Here is a 12982-nt window from a genome sequence, read left to right as displayed (position 1 = left end):
GAACACGACCTGTCAGGCAAAAGCCCGAAACACTCTGCCGCTAGCCAGTAACACTTCAGCTGTGCAACATGGCGCGCGTGCCTTCCACAAATGGGAATTCCCTTTATGAAACGTTTTCTTAGCATCGCCATGGCGTTGTGCATCGGCCTGACGATGAGTCTCGACGTCAATGCCGCCAAGCGCTTCGGTGGTGGCAAAAGCGCAGGCGCTGCGCCGACGCACCAGACCAGCCAGATGGCTCCTTCTTCTCCAGGCATGGGCGGCGCCGCGGCGACCGCTGGTGCTGCCGGTGCCGCTGGCGCCGCTGCCAAGGCCGGTGGCGCTTCGCGCTGGCTCGGCCCTCTGGCCGGTATCGCCGCCGGTGGCCTGCTGGCATCCATGTTCATGGGTGGCGGCTTCCAGGGCATGCAGATCTTCGACATCCTGATCATGGCCGTCATCGCGTTCCTGGTCTTCCGCTTTATCGCCGCCCGTCGTCGCAAGCAGCAGGAGCATTACGCTCCGGCCGGCCATGCGCCGATGCAGCGTGAAGCGTTCGAACAAAAGCCGGCCGGCGGTTCCATCTTCGGTGGTTCGGCAGCGCCTGTTGCCGCCCGTCCAGTGATCAATGCTCCAGCCTGGTTCAACGAAAGGAACTTCGTCGAAGCGGCACGCAATCACTTCCAGTCCCTGCAACAGCACTGGGACGCCAACGAAATGGACAAGATCGCCGAATTTGTCACTCCGCAAATGCTGGAATTCCTCAAGCGCGAACGTGCCGACCTGGGCGACGGTTTCCAGTCCACCTACATTGATAACCTCAATGTACAACTGGACGGTGTGGACGATCGCGCCGACAAGACCATCGCCACCCTGACCTTCACTGGCGTGTCGAAAACCTCGCGTTTCGACCAGGGCGAAGTCTTCAGCGAAAGCTGGAACATGGAACGCGCCCAAGGCGAAAACCAGCCTTGGCTGGTGGCCGGTATCCGCCAGAACGGCTGATCCCGCGCAGAACTTCAGCTGCTGTAAACAAAACCCCGGCTTCGGCCGGGGTTTTCTATTTCACGGTTGCATCTATAGCGAGCTACTGTATAAACCGCCCCATATAAACCGCGCCATACAAGCAAGAGGATCCCGGACGTGGAAGAAATCATCGAACAACTGCGTGAAGCCAACGAACCGGTACCGGTCCCCTTGGAACTGCCCGACGAAGACCTGCTGGTCGAAATCGAAGAACAACTGTTCATCGACATTCCGTTCGTCTTCAGAGAGTTTCTGCTGACCGTCAGCGACGTGGTCTACGGTAGCCTGGAACCGGTCACCGTGACCGACCCGCAATCCCACACCTACCTGCCCGACGTTGCCGCCAACGCCTGGGACGCTGGCGTTGATCGCAGCATGATTCCTATCTGCCAAGTCGGTGATGACTACTACCTGGTCGAAGAGGACGGCACCGTGGTGCTTTGGCAGGCCGAAGAAGAGCTGATCGCCGAAGAAACCTGGGAGTCCGTGTGGCACTGGGCGCGGGACGTCTGGCTGGAAAGCTGATCCCACCAACGCCGCAAGGTGGTCAATGCCTGGACGACTCCTTGTGATTGTCGAGGGTTTCCAGCAACGCCACCTGCATCCGCGTGTGCACACGAATGAACCAGCGCCACAGCAGCGCCGCCACGGCGGCCGCGACCACGGCGATCAGTACCAGCAACTTGTTGGTCGGCAGAATACTGGCCGACAAGGCTGCCAGCAGCAAAAAGATCACCAGCAGCGACAGGATCGGGATCACTTCGGAGATCACCCGGCGCACTCGCTGCGTGTGGCGCCCGGCCATCTCTGGCTTAACGCCCATTTCCGCCAGCAACATCGACAGTGCTTTGAGCTTGCGGTACGCCGCAATCAAAAAAGGCAGCGACAACAACAGCGCCCCGCCCCAGATCAATGCCTTCTGCCAGCTCGGGTCGCTGATCCAGCCTTGCAGGTAAGCCGACATACGCTCGGCGAAGAACGCACCTGATAAGAAGATCGCGATTACCAGCGCCAGATTGACTCCCACCTGCAGCAAAATCCTCCGAATCATGGATGCCAGTAACGCGCCCTCACCCTGAGGCTGGATGCTGCGCAGCCATTCGCCGTACATCCCCAACACCCGTCCCAGGCGTTCCGGCATGGCGCCGGCGAGCTTGATAGACAATGGATCAGCCGCGCGGATCAGATAAGGCGTCAGTAAGGTCGTGATCACCGAAACCGCCACAGCCACGGGGTATAGAAAGTTACTGGTGACCTGCAACGTCATGCCGAGTGCCGCAATGATGAAAGAGAACTCGCCAATCTGTGAAAGACCCATCCCGACTCGCAGCGAGGTGCGTCCGTCATTACCGGCGATAAACGCACCAAGGCCACAGGACAACATCTTGCCGAGCACCACGGCTACGGTGATTACGGCGATCGGCCAGGCGTACTGAAGCAGGATCGCCGGATCGAGCATCAGCCCGATGGCTACAAAGAAAATCGCACTGAAAAGATCGCGAACCGGTTCAATCAAGCGCTCGATTTTCAGCAGTTGTCGGGATTCAGCCATGATCGCGCCGATCAGGAACGCCCCGAGGACCATGCTGTATTCAAGCTTGACCACCAGCAGGCAAAAGCCAAAACACAGGCCCAGCACGGTAATCAGCAGCATTTCGTTGCTCTCGAATCTGGCCACGTAGGCCAGCAACCGCGGCACCATCAGAATGCCGATGACCAATGCGACGATCATGAACAGCGACAGTTTGCCGACGGTAGAAAACACTTCGCCGGAGCTGACCGTACCGCTGACGGCGATGCTGGACAGCAATGCGATAATGCCGATACCCAGAATGTCTTCGACGATCAGCACCCCGAATATCAGCTGTGCAAATCGCTCGTTCTTCAACTTCAGATCGTTGAGTGCCTTGACGATGATGGTGGTCGAGGAAATCGCCAGGATCGCACCGAGGAACAGTGAATCCATGGTGTTCCAGTCGAACCAGCGACCAATCTCGTAGCCGATCCAGATCATCAACACGATTTCCAGGAACGCCGCGATGAATGCCGTGGCGCCGACCTTGAACAACTTGCGCAGGCTGAACTCCAGGCCCAGGCAGAACATCAGGAATATCACGCCGAGTTCGGCCAGGGTCTTGATGGTTTGTTCGTCATGGATCAGGCCGAATGGCGGGGTGTGCGGGCCAATGATGAAGCCGGCGACGATATATCCCAGCACCACCGGTTGTTTCAGGCGGTGGAAAACCACGGTGACCACACCTGCGATCAACATGATCACTGCCAGATCCTGAATGAAACTGATGGCATGCATGGTGTGAGACTCCCTGGATGGCATTGCTCGATCCCCGGACGCAGGAAAAGTCTGATCGAACAGAACAAAAATCTGGATTGCGTGTAGGAAATGCCCTTGAAGCAGAGCTTTTTTGCAGGGTAACACCGCGACTTCTGGCAGAAAGGCGGTGCAATATATGGAAACAGATCGATCCGGCGTGACGGCGACTCCGCACCCGGCGTCCCGATAACTGTTGGTTTGAAAAAACCGCTGAGGCACCCGCAGAGGTGCATCCCTCAAACCTGGTCTTGACCCGTGAGAATGCTATGGAACCCGGAAACGCCCAGCTGTCGATGACGGTATTGATGACCCCAGACATGGCCAACTTCTCTGGCAATGTTCACGGCGGCACCCTGCTCAAATACCTCGACGAAGTGGCCTACGCCTGCGCCAGCCGTTATGCCGGCCGCTATGTGGTGACCCTGTCGGTGGACCAGGTCATTTTCCGTGAGCCGATCCATGTCGGCGAACTGGTGACCTTTCTCGCCTCGGTCAACTACACCGGCAACACCTCCATGGAGGTGGGTATCAAAGTGGTGACCGAGAACATCCGCGAGCGCTCGGTGCGTCACACCAACAGTTGCTTCTTCACCATGGTTGCGGTGGATGACCAGCGTAAACCTGCATCGGTACCGCCGCTGCAACCGCAGAACAGCGAAGACAAGCGCCGCTATATGCAGGCCCAGCAGCGTCGGCAGATTCGTCAGGAGCTGGAAAAGCGCTATCAGGAAATCAAGGGCGACGCCTGAGTGTGCCTGGCGGGCTGATGGTGTTCTTTAGATAGCCTTCGCGAGCAAGCCCGCTCCCACAGTTGTCCTGTGTGGGAGCGGGCTTGCTCCGGGCGGCGATCCGACGAATGGTGGCAACGCTGAATCAGAGGCTGATCGAGCTCGCTTCGAACCGCACCCGCGGATGGGCAATCCGGTCCTGAGCCCGAACCAGTTCCAACTCGTAGCTGGCACACGCCTGGGTTTCCAGCAGCACTTCATGCACCGCCGATGCCGCGAACTCGAACGCGGCTACCAGACTGTCTCCCAGCAGCACACGCGCCAGGAACAACCCGGACGTCAGATCGCCCACACCCACCGGCTGACGCGGAAACGCCAGCAACGGGCGCTGCAAATGCCAGCTGCCTTCGGTCGTCACCAGCAGCATCTCGAAGACCTCTGCCGGTTTACCGGGGTAGTCCAGATGCTTGACCAGGACCGCTTTTGGGCCGCGCGCCAACAAAACGCGCGCCATGGCCAGGCAATCGAACAGCGATTGCGGCTTGCGTCCGGAGAAGCTGTCCAGCTCCAGCTGGTTCGGGCACATGAAGTCCGCCACGGCGGCGGCCTCTTCCAACAGAAAATCACCGACTTCCGCCGGAACACTGCAACCCTTCTCCGGATGCCCCATGACCGGGTCACACAGGTAAAGCGCCTTGGGGTTCATCGACTTGATCCGCGCCACTCCCGTCAGGATCGCCCGGCCCTGGGCCGCACTGCCGAGGTAACCGGAGAGCACCGCATCGCAGTTGCCCAATTCGCCAATCGCCGCGATGCCTTCGACCAGGTCCGGTATCTGCTGCGGTGCCAGCACTTCACCGGCCCACTGACCGTACTGGGTGTGGTTGGAGAATTGCACGGTGTTGAGCGGCCAGACATTCACCCCGACCCGTTGCATCGGGAAAACCGCGGCACTGTTGCCGGCGTGACCGAATACCACGTGGGACTGGATAGCGAGCAAATGCGGAGTACGTTTCATGCGGTGGATTTCCGTAAAACGATTGAAATTCTAGCCGCGCAGTATGCGACTAAACGCAGCCTGTACGACAGACCAGCGACGCAGTTAAGCTGACACTATCTTGTTGGAGCACCCTGTTGATGCTGACCCTTGGAAATATATTCGTGCTGATGCTTTTCGCCACTGCCGGCGCATGGCTTTGGCACAATCACGGCTTGCGCGAACGCGCGCTGGAGCGGGTCAAACAGCACTGCAGCAAACTCGGGATCGAATTGCTGGACGGCAACGTGGCCTTGAAAAGAATAGCGTTCATCCGGGATGCCAGTGGTCGGCGGCGCCTGGCCCGCGTGTACAACTTCGAATTCACCGTGACCGGCGAAACCCGCCACAACGGCACCATCACCCAGTTCGGCGCTCACAGCGCACAGATTGAACTGGCGCCCTACCCGGTTCCATTCGACGAAACCGAACCTCCGGTCGAGGTGGTGAAGCCTCGCGCAGAAGTGATCGAGCTGAGCCAGTGGCGTCAGGAACATACCAAGTGGCGACCTTGAGCCATTAACCCGGTTCGGATCGACACGCTGCAAGCTCACTCTGCAGTCGTTCTGCATTCTGCGGCTCACTGAAAATCAGCTCGATACGCGAATCCTGCCGCCATTCACTGGGCCGCCAGTCCAGCACCGAGTTATCCACCGCATTCACCGAGACCCACCCTTGCACACTGTGGATAACCAGCTTCGCCCGCTGCCAGCCATGGCTTTCCAGCCAGCGGCAGACCAGGGCGGCATCAAACACCTGGCTCGAATGCCAGCGCCAACCGATGCTCCAGCCACCGTCCTGTTCCTGACTCAAGCAGATGGGCAACGCGGGATCAGTCCAGACAGCCGGCATCTGCGCCAATCCCTTGGGCACAACGAAGTTGTCCACACCCTCCAGCGCCTTGGCTTTCAGCCCCGGCAACTCGCTCAAGGGTAAAACCGCCTGTTGCGTCCAGTGCAGAGGAGTCGGCGGCAATTGCCTGGCGATTCGCTGGCGACTTTCTTCTTCGAGACCTTCAGATTTGTTCAGCAGTAACAATCCCGCATGGCTCAGCGCTTGCTGTTGCGCCTGCGGCAGCGGTTTGCCTGCAGCAAGCGCCTGGGCGTCCAACACCAGTACACAAGGCTGAACAGCCAACACGCCTTGCCACGGCGCTTCGCTCAATTGCCTGAGCAACTGTGCCGGATGCCCCAGCCCTGAGGGCTCGATGAACAGCCGATCCGGCTGTGCCTTGCGCAACAAACGCCCAAGACCAATCTGGAACGGTGCGCCGTTGACGCAACACAAGCAGCCTCCGGCCACTTCGCCCAGTGCGATACCATCTGCATCCCGGGTCAGGAGCGCAGCATCGAGACCGATCTGGCCGAACTCGTTGATCAACACCGCCCAGCGCTCGCCAGCCGGGCGCTGGGCCAGCAGGTGTTTGATCAGGCTGGTCTTGCCGGCGCCCAACGGGCCGGCAATGACATGAGTGGGGATATTCTGCAGCATGGTCGATGATTTCTGAGGAGGTGATGGATGCGGTTGATTGGCTTGTCATTGCTCCTGGCACTCGTTTCAGGCGAGGCACAGGCCCAGGCTTGCGTGGTTCACAGCCAGGCCGAGCGGCTTGATGTCCAGGTTTGCCAGCAGAACCGCAACATCCCGCCAAAACTCTTCGCCGATGGCTTCTGCCAGCCGAACCTGGCGGGGCAGAAAGTCGAGGTCCGGTATGTCGATCAGTGCCCCGGCGGCGCATTTGGTATCTGCAGCAACGCCCGAGTCGCCAATATGCCCTACCGACAGGATATTCACTATTACGGCGTTGCCACTGACACGGCGTATTTACAGCCGTACTGCGAGACTCGCAGCCAAGGCACCTGGCTCAAGCCTTGAAGCACCCATAGAGGATCAGGCAACCTCTTCGTACCAGGGGCCGAATGGATCAGGCAGCAAACGCCAGCCCTCTTCGCCCAACGCCATTTCTTCATCGGTCAGCAGGCATGCGTCCAGTTCGGCCGTGAGCTGCGTAAAGTCGATGTTCTGGCCGATGAATACCAGCTCCTGGCGACAGTCCCCGCTGTCGGCGGACCAGTTTTTCATGATCCCGGCGGTACTTTCCGCGTCCTGCGGCCATTGGTTTTTCGGTACGAAACGCCACCAGCGCCCGGCAAAACCATAGCGCATCAAACCACCGGCCTGGGACCAACTGCCGGCGTCCATGTGCTTGCTCGCCAGCCAGAAGAAGCCCTTGGAGCGCAGCAGCTTGCCGTTGTCCCAAGACCCGTCGATGAAGTTGAAGAAACGCTGCGGGTGGAACGGCCGGCGAGCCCGGTAAGCGCTGGAAGCAATGCCGTATTCTTCGGTTTCCGGCACGTGTTCGCCGCGCAGTTCCTGCAACCATCCCGGTGCCTGGGCCGCCTTTTCGAAGTCAAAACGACCAGTGTTTAGAATCTTATTCAAAGGGATTTCGCCCATTGCCATCGGAATGATTTCCGCTTGGGCGTTGAGCCGTTGAAGTATGGCGATCAGTTCCTCGCGTTCGTGGCTGCTGATCAAGTCGACCTTGCTGAGCAAAATCACATCGGCGAACTCGACCTGCTCAATCAACAGATCGGTGATCGAACGCTCGTCTTCTTCTCCAAGTGTTTCGCCTCGGGAGGCCAGGCTTTCGGCAGCCTGGTAATCGAGCAGGAAGTTCATGCCATCGACCACCGTGACCATGGTGTCCAGACGTGCGATGTCGTTGAGGCTCTGCCCGTTTTCATCGCGGAAGGTGAAGGTTTCCGCCACCGGCAGCGGTTCTGAAATACCGGTGGACTCGATCAGCAGATAGTCGAAGCGACCTTCCCTGGCGAGCTGACTCACTTCCTCCAGCAAATCTTCACGTAACGTACAGCAAATACACCCGTTACTCATTTCCACCAACCGTTCTTCAGCCCGATTAAGACTGACATCACGCTGGACTTCGGTGCCATCGACGTTGATTTCGCTCATATCGTTGACGATGACTGCAACCCGCAAACCATCGCGATTACGTAGTATGTAATTAAGAAGTGTACTTTTTCCGGCACCAAGAAAGCCGGAGAGAACGGTCACGGGGAGTCGATTGGACATCTGCATATTCCTCACAGGGATGCCCGGTCGCTGTGCCGGGCCTACATAATGTTATACTGTAACGATTAAAATAGACCATCCCCTCTTGCTCAGTAGGGCAAAGGACAGGATGCTGAACGCCGCTCCCCTCGTGAGAAAGCTCATGCGCAACGCCCTTAAACCCGCATTGATAACGCTGTCCCTGCTGGTGGCTGCCGACGCGATGGCCCAGGTCCCGAGCCTGGCCAGGTGCACTCGTAGCGCCAACCTGTTGGCCTGCGTGGATGCGGATGGCAACGCCTACAGCGTCAACACCGCCGGAAGCACGATCTATCTGCGTGGGTTCGAAACGGCCGGCAAACGCTATTGGGTGCAGACCAACAGCCGCTACGGCCAGTTCACGTTCTTCACCGGTATCGCTTCCGATGGCGAGGCGTGGGTTGGCTACAACCAGCGCGTCGGCTGGACCACGATCAACCGGTTTTCCAGCTCCGGCGGCAGCAGCGCCAAGTTCACCTGCAGCCGGATCGCTGGGTGTTAGGCCAGCCTGCTCCACGCGCCTCTGATGCAACGTGGTGATACCCGCCAGGCTGCCAAGTACGGTACTGCCCTGGGCCAACGACTGAGATCACCGCTGAGGCTGGTGCCACGGTGGTCGATGAAGACCTGTTCATGAAAAAGGCATCGTCGATTTAATTGTTATACTATAACATGTCAAATCAACTCCCACGATGGACCTGCTCATGAATGCGCTGACTCTGCCGGATATCGCCACGCAGGCCTCACGCCAAGCCCTGCCACTGGAGTGGGTGGGCATGTGCGGCATTGCTCTTCCTGTTTTGTTTGATGGCCAACGATTGAATGCAAAGGCCGATGCCGGCGTGAGTCTCGACGACGGCAATGCGCGCGGCATTCACATGTCACGGCTCTATCTGGCACTTGAACTGTTGGAGCAGGAAAGCCTTTCACCGGCCTTATTGCGCCGGGTTTTGCAGCGCTTTCTTGAGAGTCATGAAGGGCTGTCCAGCAGCGCTCACTTAACCATTCACGCCGATGTGCTGCTGAAAAGACCGGCGCTGATCAGCCCACTGGCGGGCTGGAAAAGTTATCCGGTGAGCATCGAAGCGCGTTTGAAAAATGCGATGTTCCACGTGGAACTAAAAATCGACCTGCTTTATTCCTCAACCTGTCCGTGTTCTGCGGCCCTTTCTCGACAGCTGATTCAGCAGCAATTCGTCGATGATTTCGCCAACAAACCGCTGCAACACGCTGACGTTTTGGCGTGGCTCGGCTCCACCAACGGCATCGTCGCCACACCTCACAGCCAACGCAGCAGCGCAAAGTTACGCGTACGGCTGGCTGATTTTCTGGATGAGTTGCCTCTGATCGCCGTCATCAACGACGCCGAAGCCGCACTCGGCACAGCCGTTCAAACAGCGGTAAAACGCGCCGACGAACAGGCCTTCGCCCTGGCCAACGGTCAGAACCTGATGTTCTGCGAAGACGCCGCACGCCGTTTGAATCTGGCCCTGAAGCGTTCTACGGGCATTAACGCCTTCCACATTCGCGTGATCCACGCCGAAAGCCTGCACGCCCATGACGCCGTAGCGGAAAGCCGATTCAACTGGGAGGCAGCATGATTGGTTGCCAATCCTTGCGTTGGGGCGCACCGGGACAGCCACTCACGCCGGCGCTGGACTTCGAACTGCCGAAGGGCAGCCTGACCGCCATCATCGGTGCGAACGGGTCCGGTAAAAGCAGCCTGTTGAAGGTCATCGCCGGCCTGCAGAAACCCTTGGCTGGAAAAGTACGGCTGGGTGTTCCACGCAGGGGCGGTGTGTCGTTCCTGCCTCAGCAACAACACCTGGACAGACAATTCCCGATCAGCCTTCAGGCATTGGTCGCTGCCGGTTTCTGGGGCAACAGACAATCAGCGGAAATCCGCAGCCAACGACTGAAAGCCGCCCTCGAAAACTGGTGCCTGAACGGCCTCGAAGATTGCCCCCTGATGGCCCTTTCCGGCGGTGAGTTGCAACGCGCCCTGCTCGCCCGATTGAGCCTGACCGAAGCGCCCTTGCTGTTGCTCGACGAACCCCACGCGGCCCTCGATGAACGCGGCCAGGCATTGCTCTGGAAGCACATACATCAGTGGCACTTCGAAGGCCGGACGCTGGTGGTTGTGTGCCACGACCTCGCCGCTGTCCGCGAGCACATCCCACACACATTGCTGATCAAAGGCAGCGGTTGTGTATTCGGCCCGAGCTCCGAACTGATCCGCCAACAACCTCAATCGCAGGTGGCCTGATGATCGCTGCAACGCATCTCTGGCAACCGTTCCACGAGTTCGTCTTCATGCGTCGGGCGTTGCTCGGTGGTTTGCTCCTGGCGTGCAGCACGGCGCCCTTGGGCGTGTTTCTGATCCTCAGACGCATGAGCCTGATCGGCGATGCCGTCGCCCACGGCATCCTTCCCGGTGCGGCACTGGGCTTCTGGTTTGCCGGATTGAGCCTCCCGGCGTTGACCATCGGTGGCCTCGGTGCCGGCCTGAGTATGGCGGGCCTCGCTGCCTGGATTACCCGACGCACCGGCCTGCGAGAGGATGCCAGCCTCGCGGCGATTTACCCGATTTCCCTGGCCAGTGGCGTGTTGATTCTCGGCATTGCCGGCAAACGCCTGGACCTGTTGCACCTGCTGTTTGGCTCGGCGCTGGCGGTCGATGGCCCCACTTTGACCGGCATGCTTTGGGTCTCGGGCCTGAGTCTGATGGCCATGGCATTGATCTACAGACCGCTGCTGCTCGACACCCTCGACCCACTTTTTCTGCAAACCGTCAGCCGACTTGGCCCACTGGCCCACGGCGTGTTCCTGACACTGGTGGTGTTGAATCTGGTCATTGGTTTTCAGGCGATCGGCGCATTGATGGTGGTCGGCTTGATGATGTTGCCTGCCGCTGCAGCGCGTTTCTGGAGTCGCCGTTTGCCGGTACTGATCGTCGTCGCCGCTTTGCTCGGCAGCCTCTCGGTGTGGCTCGGCCTGTTGATCTCGTTCTACTACTCGCTGCCCAGTGGCCCGGCAATCGTGTTGGTCGCAGGCGCTGGGTATCTGTTGTCCGTGGTATTCGGACCGGTGCACGGCTTGCTGCGCCGCCCGCCTTTGCTCACATCCCAATGAGGTGTTATCCGATGCGCGCTTTACTCGTGCTGCTCAGTTTGATGGTGTCGATGTCGCTGTCTGCTGCTGAAAAACTTCAGGTGGTCACCAGCTTCAGCATCCTTGCCGACATGACCCGTCAGATCGGCAAGGATCACATTCAGATCACCAACATGGTCGGCCCGGACGCGGATGCCCACACGTACGAGCCGACACCGGACGACGCCAAAGCGCTGCTCAAAGCCAGGCTCATCATCAAGAACGGCTTGGGTTTCGAACCCTGGCTGGATCGTCTGGTGACCAGCACCGAGACCCGGGCACCGGTCATCAGCGCGAGCCACGGTGTCATTCCGCGTAGCCTGGATGAAGACGGTGAAACCGTTCCCGACCCGCATGCCTGGCATAACCTGGCAAACACCGAACTGTACATCGCCAACATCACCAAGGCGCTGATCGCCGCTGACCCGGCGAACACCGCCGACTATGAACGCAACAGCCAGGCGTATCTGAAACAGGTCTACGCCCTGCTCGCCGAAGCCAAGGCCAAACTCGGTTCATTGCCAGCGGGCAACCGCAAGATCGTGACGTCCCATGACGCCTTCGGTTATCTCGGCCAAGCCTACGGCATCGAGTTCATGGCACCTCAAGGCCTGTCCACCGAGCGCGAACCTTCGGCCGCCGAGGTGGCCGCACTGATCACCCAGATTCGTCAGGCCAAGGTCAAGGCGGTGTTCATGGAAAACATCAAGGACGCCCGCCTGCTCAAGCAGATCGCCGATGAAAGCGGTGCGCAGATCGGCGGCACGCTGTACTCCGATGCCCTTGCGGCGAGCGGCCCGGCCAGCACCTTCACCGGGTTGTTCGAGTACAACCTCAACACCCTGTACAACGCGTTGAGCAAGCCATGATCCGCAAGAACCCTTCCGGCGATTTACCGCTGATTGCCGAGTCTGCCTACGTCGACAAAACGGCAATCATCTGCGGCAAAGTGGTGATCGGCGAGAACGTGTTCGTCGGCCCCTACGCGGTGATACGCGCTGACGAAGTCGATGACTCGGGCGACATGCAGCCGATCACCATCGGCGCCAATTCGAACATCCAGGACGGCGTGGTGATCCATTCAAAATCCGGTGCGGCGGTGACCATTGGCGAATTCAGTTCCATCGCCCACCGCTCGATCGTGCATGGCCCCTGCACCGTCGGCAATCGAGTGTTCATAGGCTTCAACAGCGTGCTGTTCAACTGCGTGGTCGGTGACGGTTGCGTGGTACGGCACAACTCGGTGGTCGACGGGCGTGACCTGCCTGCGGCCTTCTACGTGCCTTCCACCACGCGGATCGGTCCCAACACCGACCTCTCGCAATATCCGCCGGTGAGCGTCAGTGCCTCGGAGTTTTCCGAAGACGTGGCGCGCACAAACGTCGATCTGGTGCGGGGCTACAAAGCCCTGCAAAACGAGTTCTGACCATGAACAGCGTACTGATTCGCAATGCCCGCGTTGCTGGAACTGGTCGCGGAACAGATTTTGCCGATCACCACACTGGAGGCCAAAACCAGCCATCGTGTCAGTACAAATTGCCTGGCACGACAAACGTCTTAATGACAGAACCCCTACGGTTTATGCGATAACGCTCGTTAGAAGCACCAGAGTACGCC

General features: G+C 59.1%; 15 protein-coding genes. 11 read left to right on the top strand and 4 right to left on the bottom strand.

The window, feature by feature from the left end:
- Positions 1-105 precede the first annotated feature (105 nt).
- Positions 106-984, top strand: coding sequence for a Tim44 domain-containing protein (locus ACEN8Q_RS23450; RefSeq protein WP_413703807.1), 879 nt, complete (start codon positions 106-108; stop codon positions 982-984).
- 138 nt (positions 985-1122) lie between these two features.
- A complete protein-coding gene (locus ACEN8Q_RS23445; RefSeq protein WP_057396553.1) occupies positions 1123-1530 on the top strand; it encodes an SMI1/KNR4 family protein in 408 nt (135 codons plus the stop codon).
- Between the two features lie 22 nt (positions 1531-1552).
- Here the strand turns inward: ACEN8Q_RS23445 and ACEN8Q_RS23440 are convergent, their stop codons facing one another.
- Positions 1553-3316, bottom strand: coding sequence for a cation:proton antiporter (locus ACEN8Q_RS23440; protein ID WP_413422876.1), 1764 nt, complete (start codon positions 3314-3316; stop codon positions 1553-1555).
- 287 nt (positions 3317-3603) lie between these two features.
- Between ACEN8Q_RS23440 and ACEN8Q_RS23435 the strand changes: the two genes are divergently transcribed.
- Positions 3604-4086 carry an acyl-CoA thioesterase gene (locus ACEN8Q_RS23435; protein ID WP_007934430.1) on the top strand — a complete coding sequence of 161 codons (483 nt, stop codon included), beginning with the start codon at positions 3604-3606 and terminating at the stop codon, positions 4084-4086.
- 124 nt (positions 4087-4210) lie between these two features.
- On the opposite strand, the gene pdxY is transcribed toward ACEN8Q_RS23435, so the two are convergent.
- Positions 4211-5083 carry a pyridoxal kinase PdxY gene (gene pdxY, locus ACEN8Q_RS23430; protein WP_413422878.1) on the bottom strand — a complete coding sequence of 291 codons (873 nt, stop codon included), beginning with the start codon at positions 5081-5083 and terminating at the stop codon, positions 4211-4213.
- A gap of 119 nt (positions 5084-5202) precedes the next feature.
- Here pdxY and ACEN8Q_RS23425 point away from each other — a divergent pair, with 119 nt between their 5' ends.
- Positions 5203-5616 (top strand): DUF3301 domain-containing protein, encoded by a 414-nt coding sequence (locus tag ACEN8Q_RS23425; protein ID WP_085716156.1) that lies wholly within the window; start codon positions 5203-5205, stop codon positions 5614-5616.
- 4 nt (positions 5617-5620) lie between these two features.
- Here ACEN8Q_RS23425 and ACEN8Q_RS23420 read toward each other — a convergent pair whose 3' ends face one another.
- Complete coding sequence (locus ACEN8Q_RS23420) at positions 5621-6592, bottom strand: CobW family GTP-binding protein (RefSeq protein WP_413703806.1); 972 nt, start codon at positions 6590-6592, stop codon at positions 5621-5623.
- 27 nt (positions 6593-6619) lie between these two features.
- On the opposite strand from ACEN8Q_RS23420, the gene ACEN8Q_RS23415 reads away from it, so the two are divergent.
- Positions 6620-6976, top strand: a complete 357-nt coding sequence (locus ACEN8Q_RS23415) for an NADH:ubiquinone oxidoreductase (RefSeq protein WP_413422882.1) — start codon at positions 6620-6622, stop codon at positions 6974-6976.
- 15 nt (positions 6977-6991) lie between these two features.
- On the opposite strand, the gene zigA is transcribed toward ACEN8Q_RS23415, so the two are convergent.
- Positions 6992-8197 (bottom strand): zinc metallochaperone GTPase ZigA, encoded by a 1206-nt coding sequence (zigA, locus tag ACEN8Q_RS23410; RefSeq protein ID WP_413703805.1) that lies wholly within the window; start codon positions 8195-8197, stop codon positions 6992-6994.
- A gap of 142 nt (positions 8198-8339) precedes the next feature.
- Between zigA and ACEN8Q_RS23405 the strand changes: the two genes are divergently transcribed.
- The 6 genes from ACEN8Q_RS23405 (at position 8340) to ACEN8Q_RS23380 (ending at position 12791) form a co-directional block, all read left to right on the top strand.
- On the top strand, positions 8340-8717 hold the full coding sequence (locus tag ACEN8Q_RS23405) for a glutamine synthetase (RefSeq protein ID WP_413422886.1): 378 nt from the start codon (positions 8340-8342) through the stop codon (positions 8715-8717).
- Between the two features lie 202 nt (positions 8718-8919).
- Positions 8920-9816 carry a GTP cyclohydrolase FolE2 gene (folE2, locus tag ACEN8Q_RS23400; protein WP_413422888.1) on the top strand — a complete coding sequence of 299 codons (897 nt, stop codon included), beginning with the start codon at positions 8920-8922 and terminating at the stop codon, positions 9814-9816.
- Positions 9813-10481 (top strand): metal ABC transporter ATP-binding protein, encoded by a 669-nt coding sequence (locus tag ACEN8Q_RS23395; protein ID WP_413703804.1) that lies wholly within the window; start codon positions 9813-9815, stop codon positions 10479-10481. Before folE2 ends, ACEN8Q_RS23395 begins: the two co-directional genes overlap by 4 nt.
- Positions 10481-11347 carry a metal ABC transporter permease gene (locus ACEN8Q_RS23390; protein WP_413703803.1) on the top strand — a complete coding sequence of 289 codons (867 nt, stop codon included), beginning with the start codon at positions 10481-10483 and terminating at the stop codon, positions 11345-11347. The genes ACEN8Q_RS23395 and ACEN8Q_RS23390 overlap by 1 nt, the downstream gene beginning before the upstream one ends.
- Before the next feature lie 11 nt (positions 11348-11358).
- Positions 11359-12234, top strand: coding sequence for a metal ABC transporter substrate-binding protein (locus ACEN8Q_RS23385; RefSeq protein ID WP_413422894.1), 876 nt, complete (start codon positions 11359-11361; stop codon positions 12232-12234).
- Positions 12231-12791 (top strand): carbonate dehydratase, encoded by a 561-nt coding sequence (locus tag ACEN8Q_RS23380; protein ID WP_008018335.1) that lies wholly within the window; start codon positions 12231-12233, stop codon positions 12789-12791. Before ACEN8Q_RS23385 ends, ACEN8Q_RS23380 begins: the two co-directional genes overlap by 4 nt.
- Positions 12792-12982 lie beyond the last annotated feature (191 nt).

Origin of the sequence: Pseudomonas sp. Pseusp16 (genome assembly GCF_047324915.1) — a bacterium.
Lineage (GTDB): Bacteria > Pseudomonadota > Gammaproteobacteria > Pseudomonadales > Pseudomonadaceae > Aquipseudomonas > Aquipseudomonas fluorescens_CD.
This window is presented reverse-complemented; position numbering and strand designations above follow the sequence as displayed.

Bases quoted from the DNA above. Each gene is read 5' to 3' on its own strand.
- ACEN8Q_RS23450 (WP_413703807.1), top strand. From the start codon at position 106: ATGAAACGTTTTCTTAGCATCGCCATGGCGTTGTGCATCGGCCTGACG.
- ACEN8Q_RS23440 (WP_413422876.1), bottom strand. From the start codon at position 3,316: ATGCATGCCATCAGTTTCATTCAGGATCTGGCAGTGATCATGTTGATC.
- ACEN8Q_RS23435 (WP_007934430.1), top strand. From the start codon at position 3,604: ATGGAACCCGGAAACGCCCAGCTGTCGATGACGGTATTGATGACCCCA.
- pdxY (WP_413422878.1), bottom strand. From the start codon at position 5,083: ATGAAACGTACTCCGCATTTGCTCGCTATCCAGTCCCACGTGGTATTC.
- ACEN8Q_RS23425 (WP_085716156.1), top strand. From the start codon at position 5,203: ATGCTGACCCTTGGAAATATATTCGTGCTGATGCTTTTCGCCACTGCC.
- ACEN8Q_RS23420 (WP_413703806.1), bottom strand. From the start codon at position 6,592: ATGCTGCAGAATATCCCCACTCATGTCATTGCCGGCCCGTTGGGCGCC.
- ACEN8Q_RS23415 (WP_413422882.1), top strand. From the start codon at position 6,620: ATGCGGTTGATTGGCTTGTCATTGCTCCTGGCACTCGTTTCAGGCGAG.
- zigA (WP_413703805.1), bottom strand. From the start codon at position 8,197: ATGTCCAATCGACTCCCCGTGACCGTTCTCTCCGGCTTTCTTGGTGCC.
- ACEN8Q_RS23405 (WP_413422886.1), top strand. From the start codon at position 8,340: ATGCGCAACGCCCTTAAACCCGCATTGATAACGCTGTCCCTGCTGGTG.
- folE2 (WP_413422888.1), top strand. From the start codon at position 8,920: ATGAATGCGCTGACTCTGCCGGATATCGCCACGCAGGCCTCACGCCAA.
- ACEN8Q_RS23395 (WP_413703804.1), top strand. From the start codon at position 9,813: ATGATTGGTTGCCAATCCTTGCGTTGGGGCGCACCGGGACAGCCACTC.
- ACEN8Q_RS23390 (WP_413703803.1), top strand. From the start codon at position 10,481: ATGATCGCTGCAACGCATCTCTGGCAACCGTTCCACGAGTTCGTCTTC.
- ACEN8Q_RS23385 (WP_413422894.1), top strand. From the start codon at position 11,359: ATGCGCGCTTTACTCGTGCTGCTCAGTTTGATGGTGTCGATGTCGCTG.
- ACEN8Q_RS23380 (WP_008018335.1), top strand. From the start codon at position 12,231: ATGATCCGCAAGAACCCTTCCGGCGATTTACCGCTGATTGCCGAGTCT.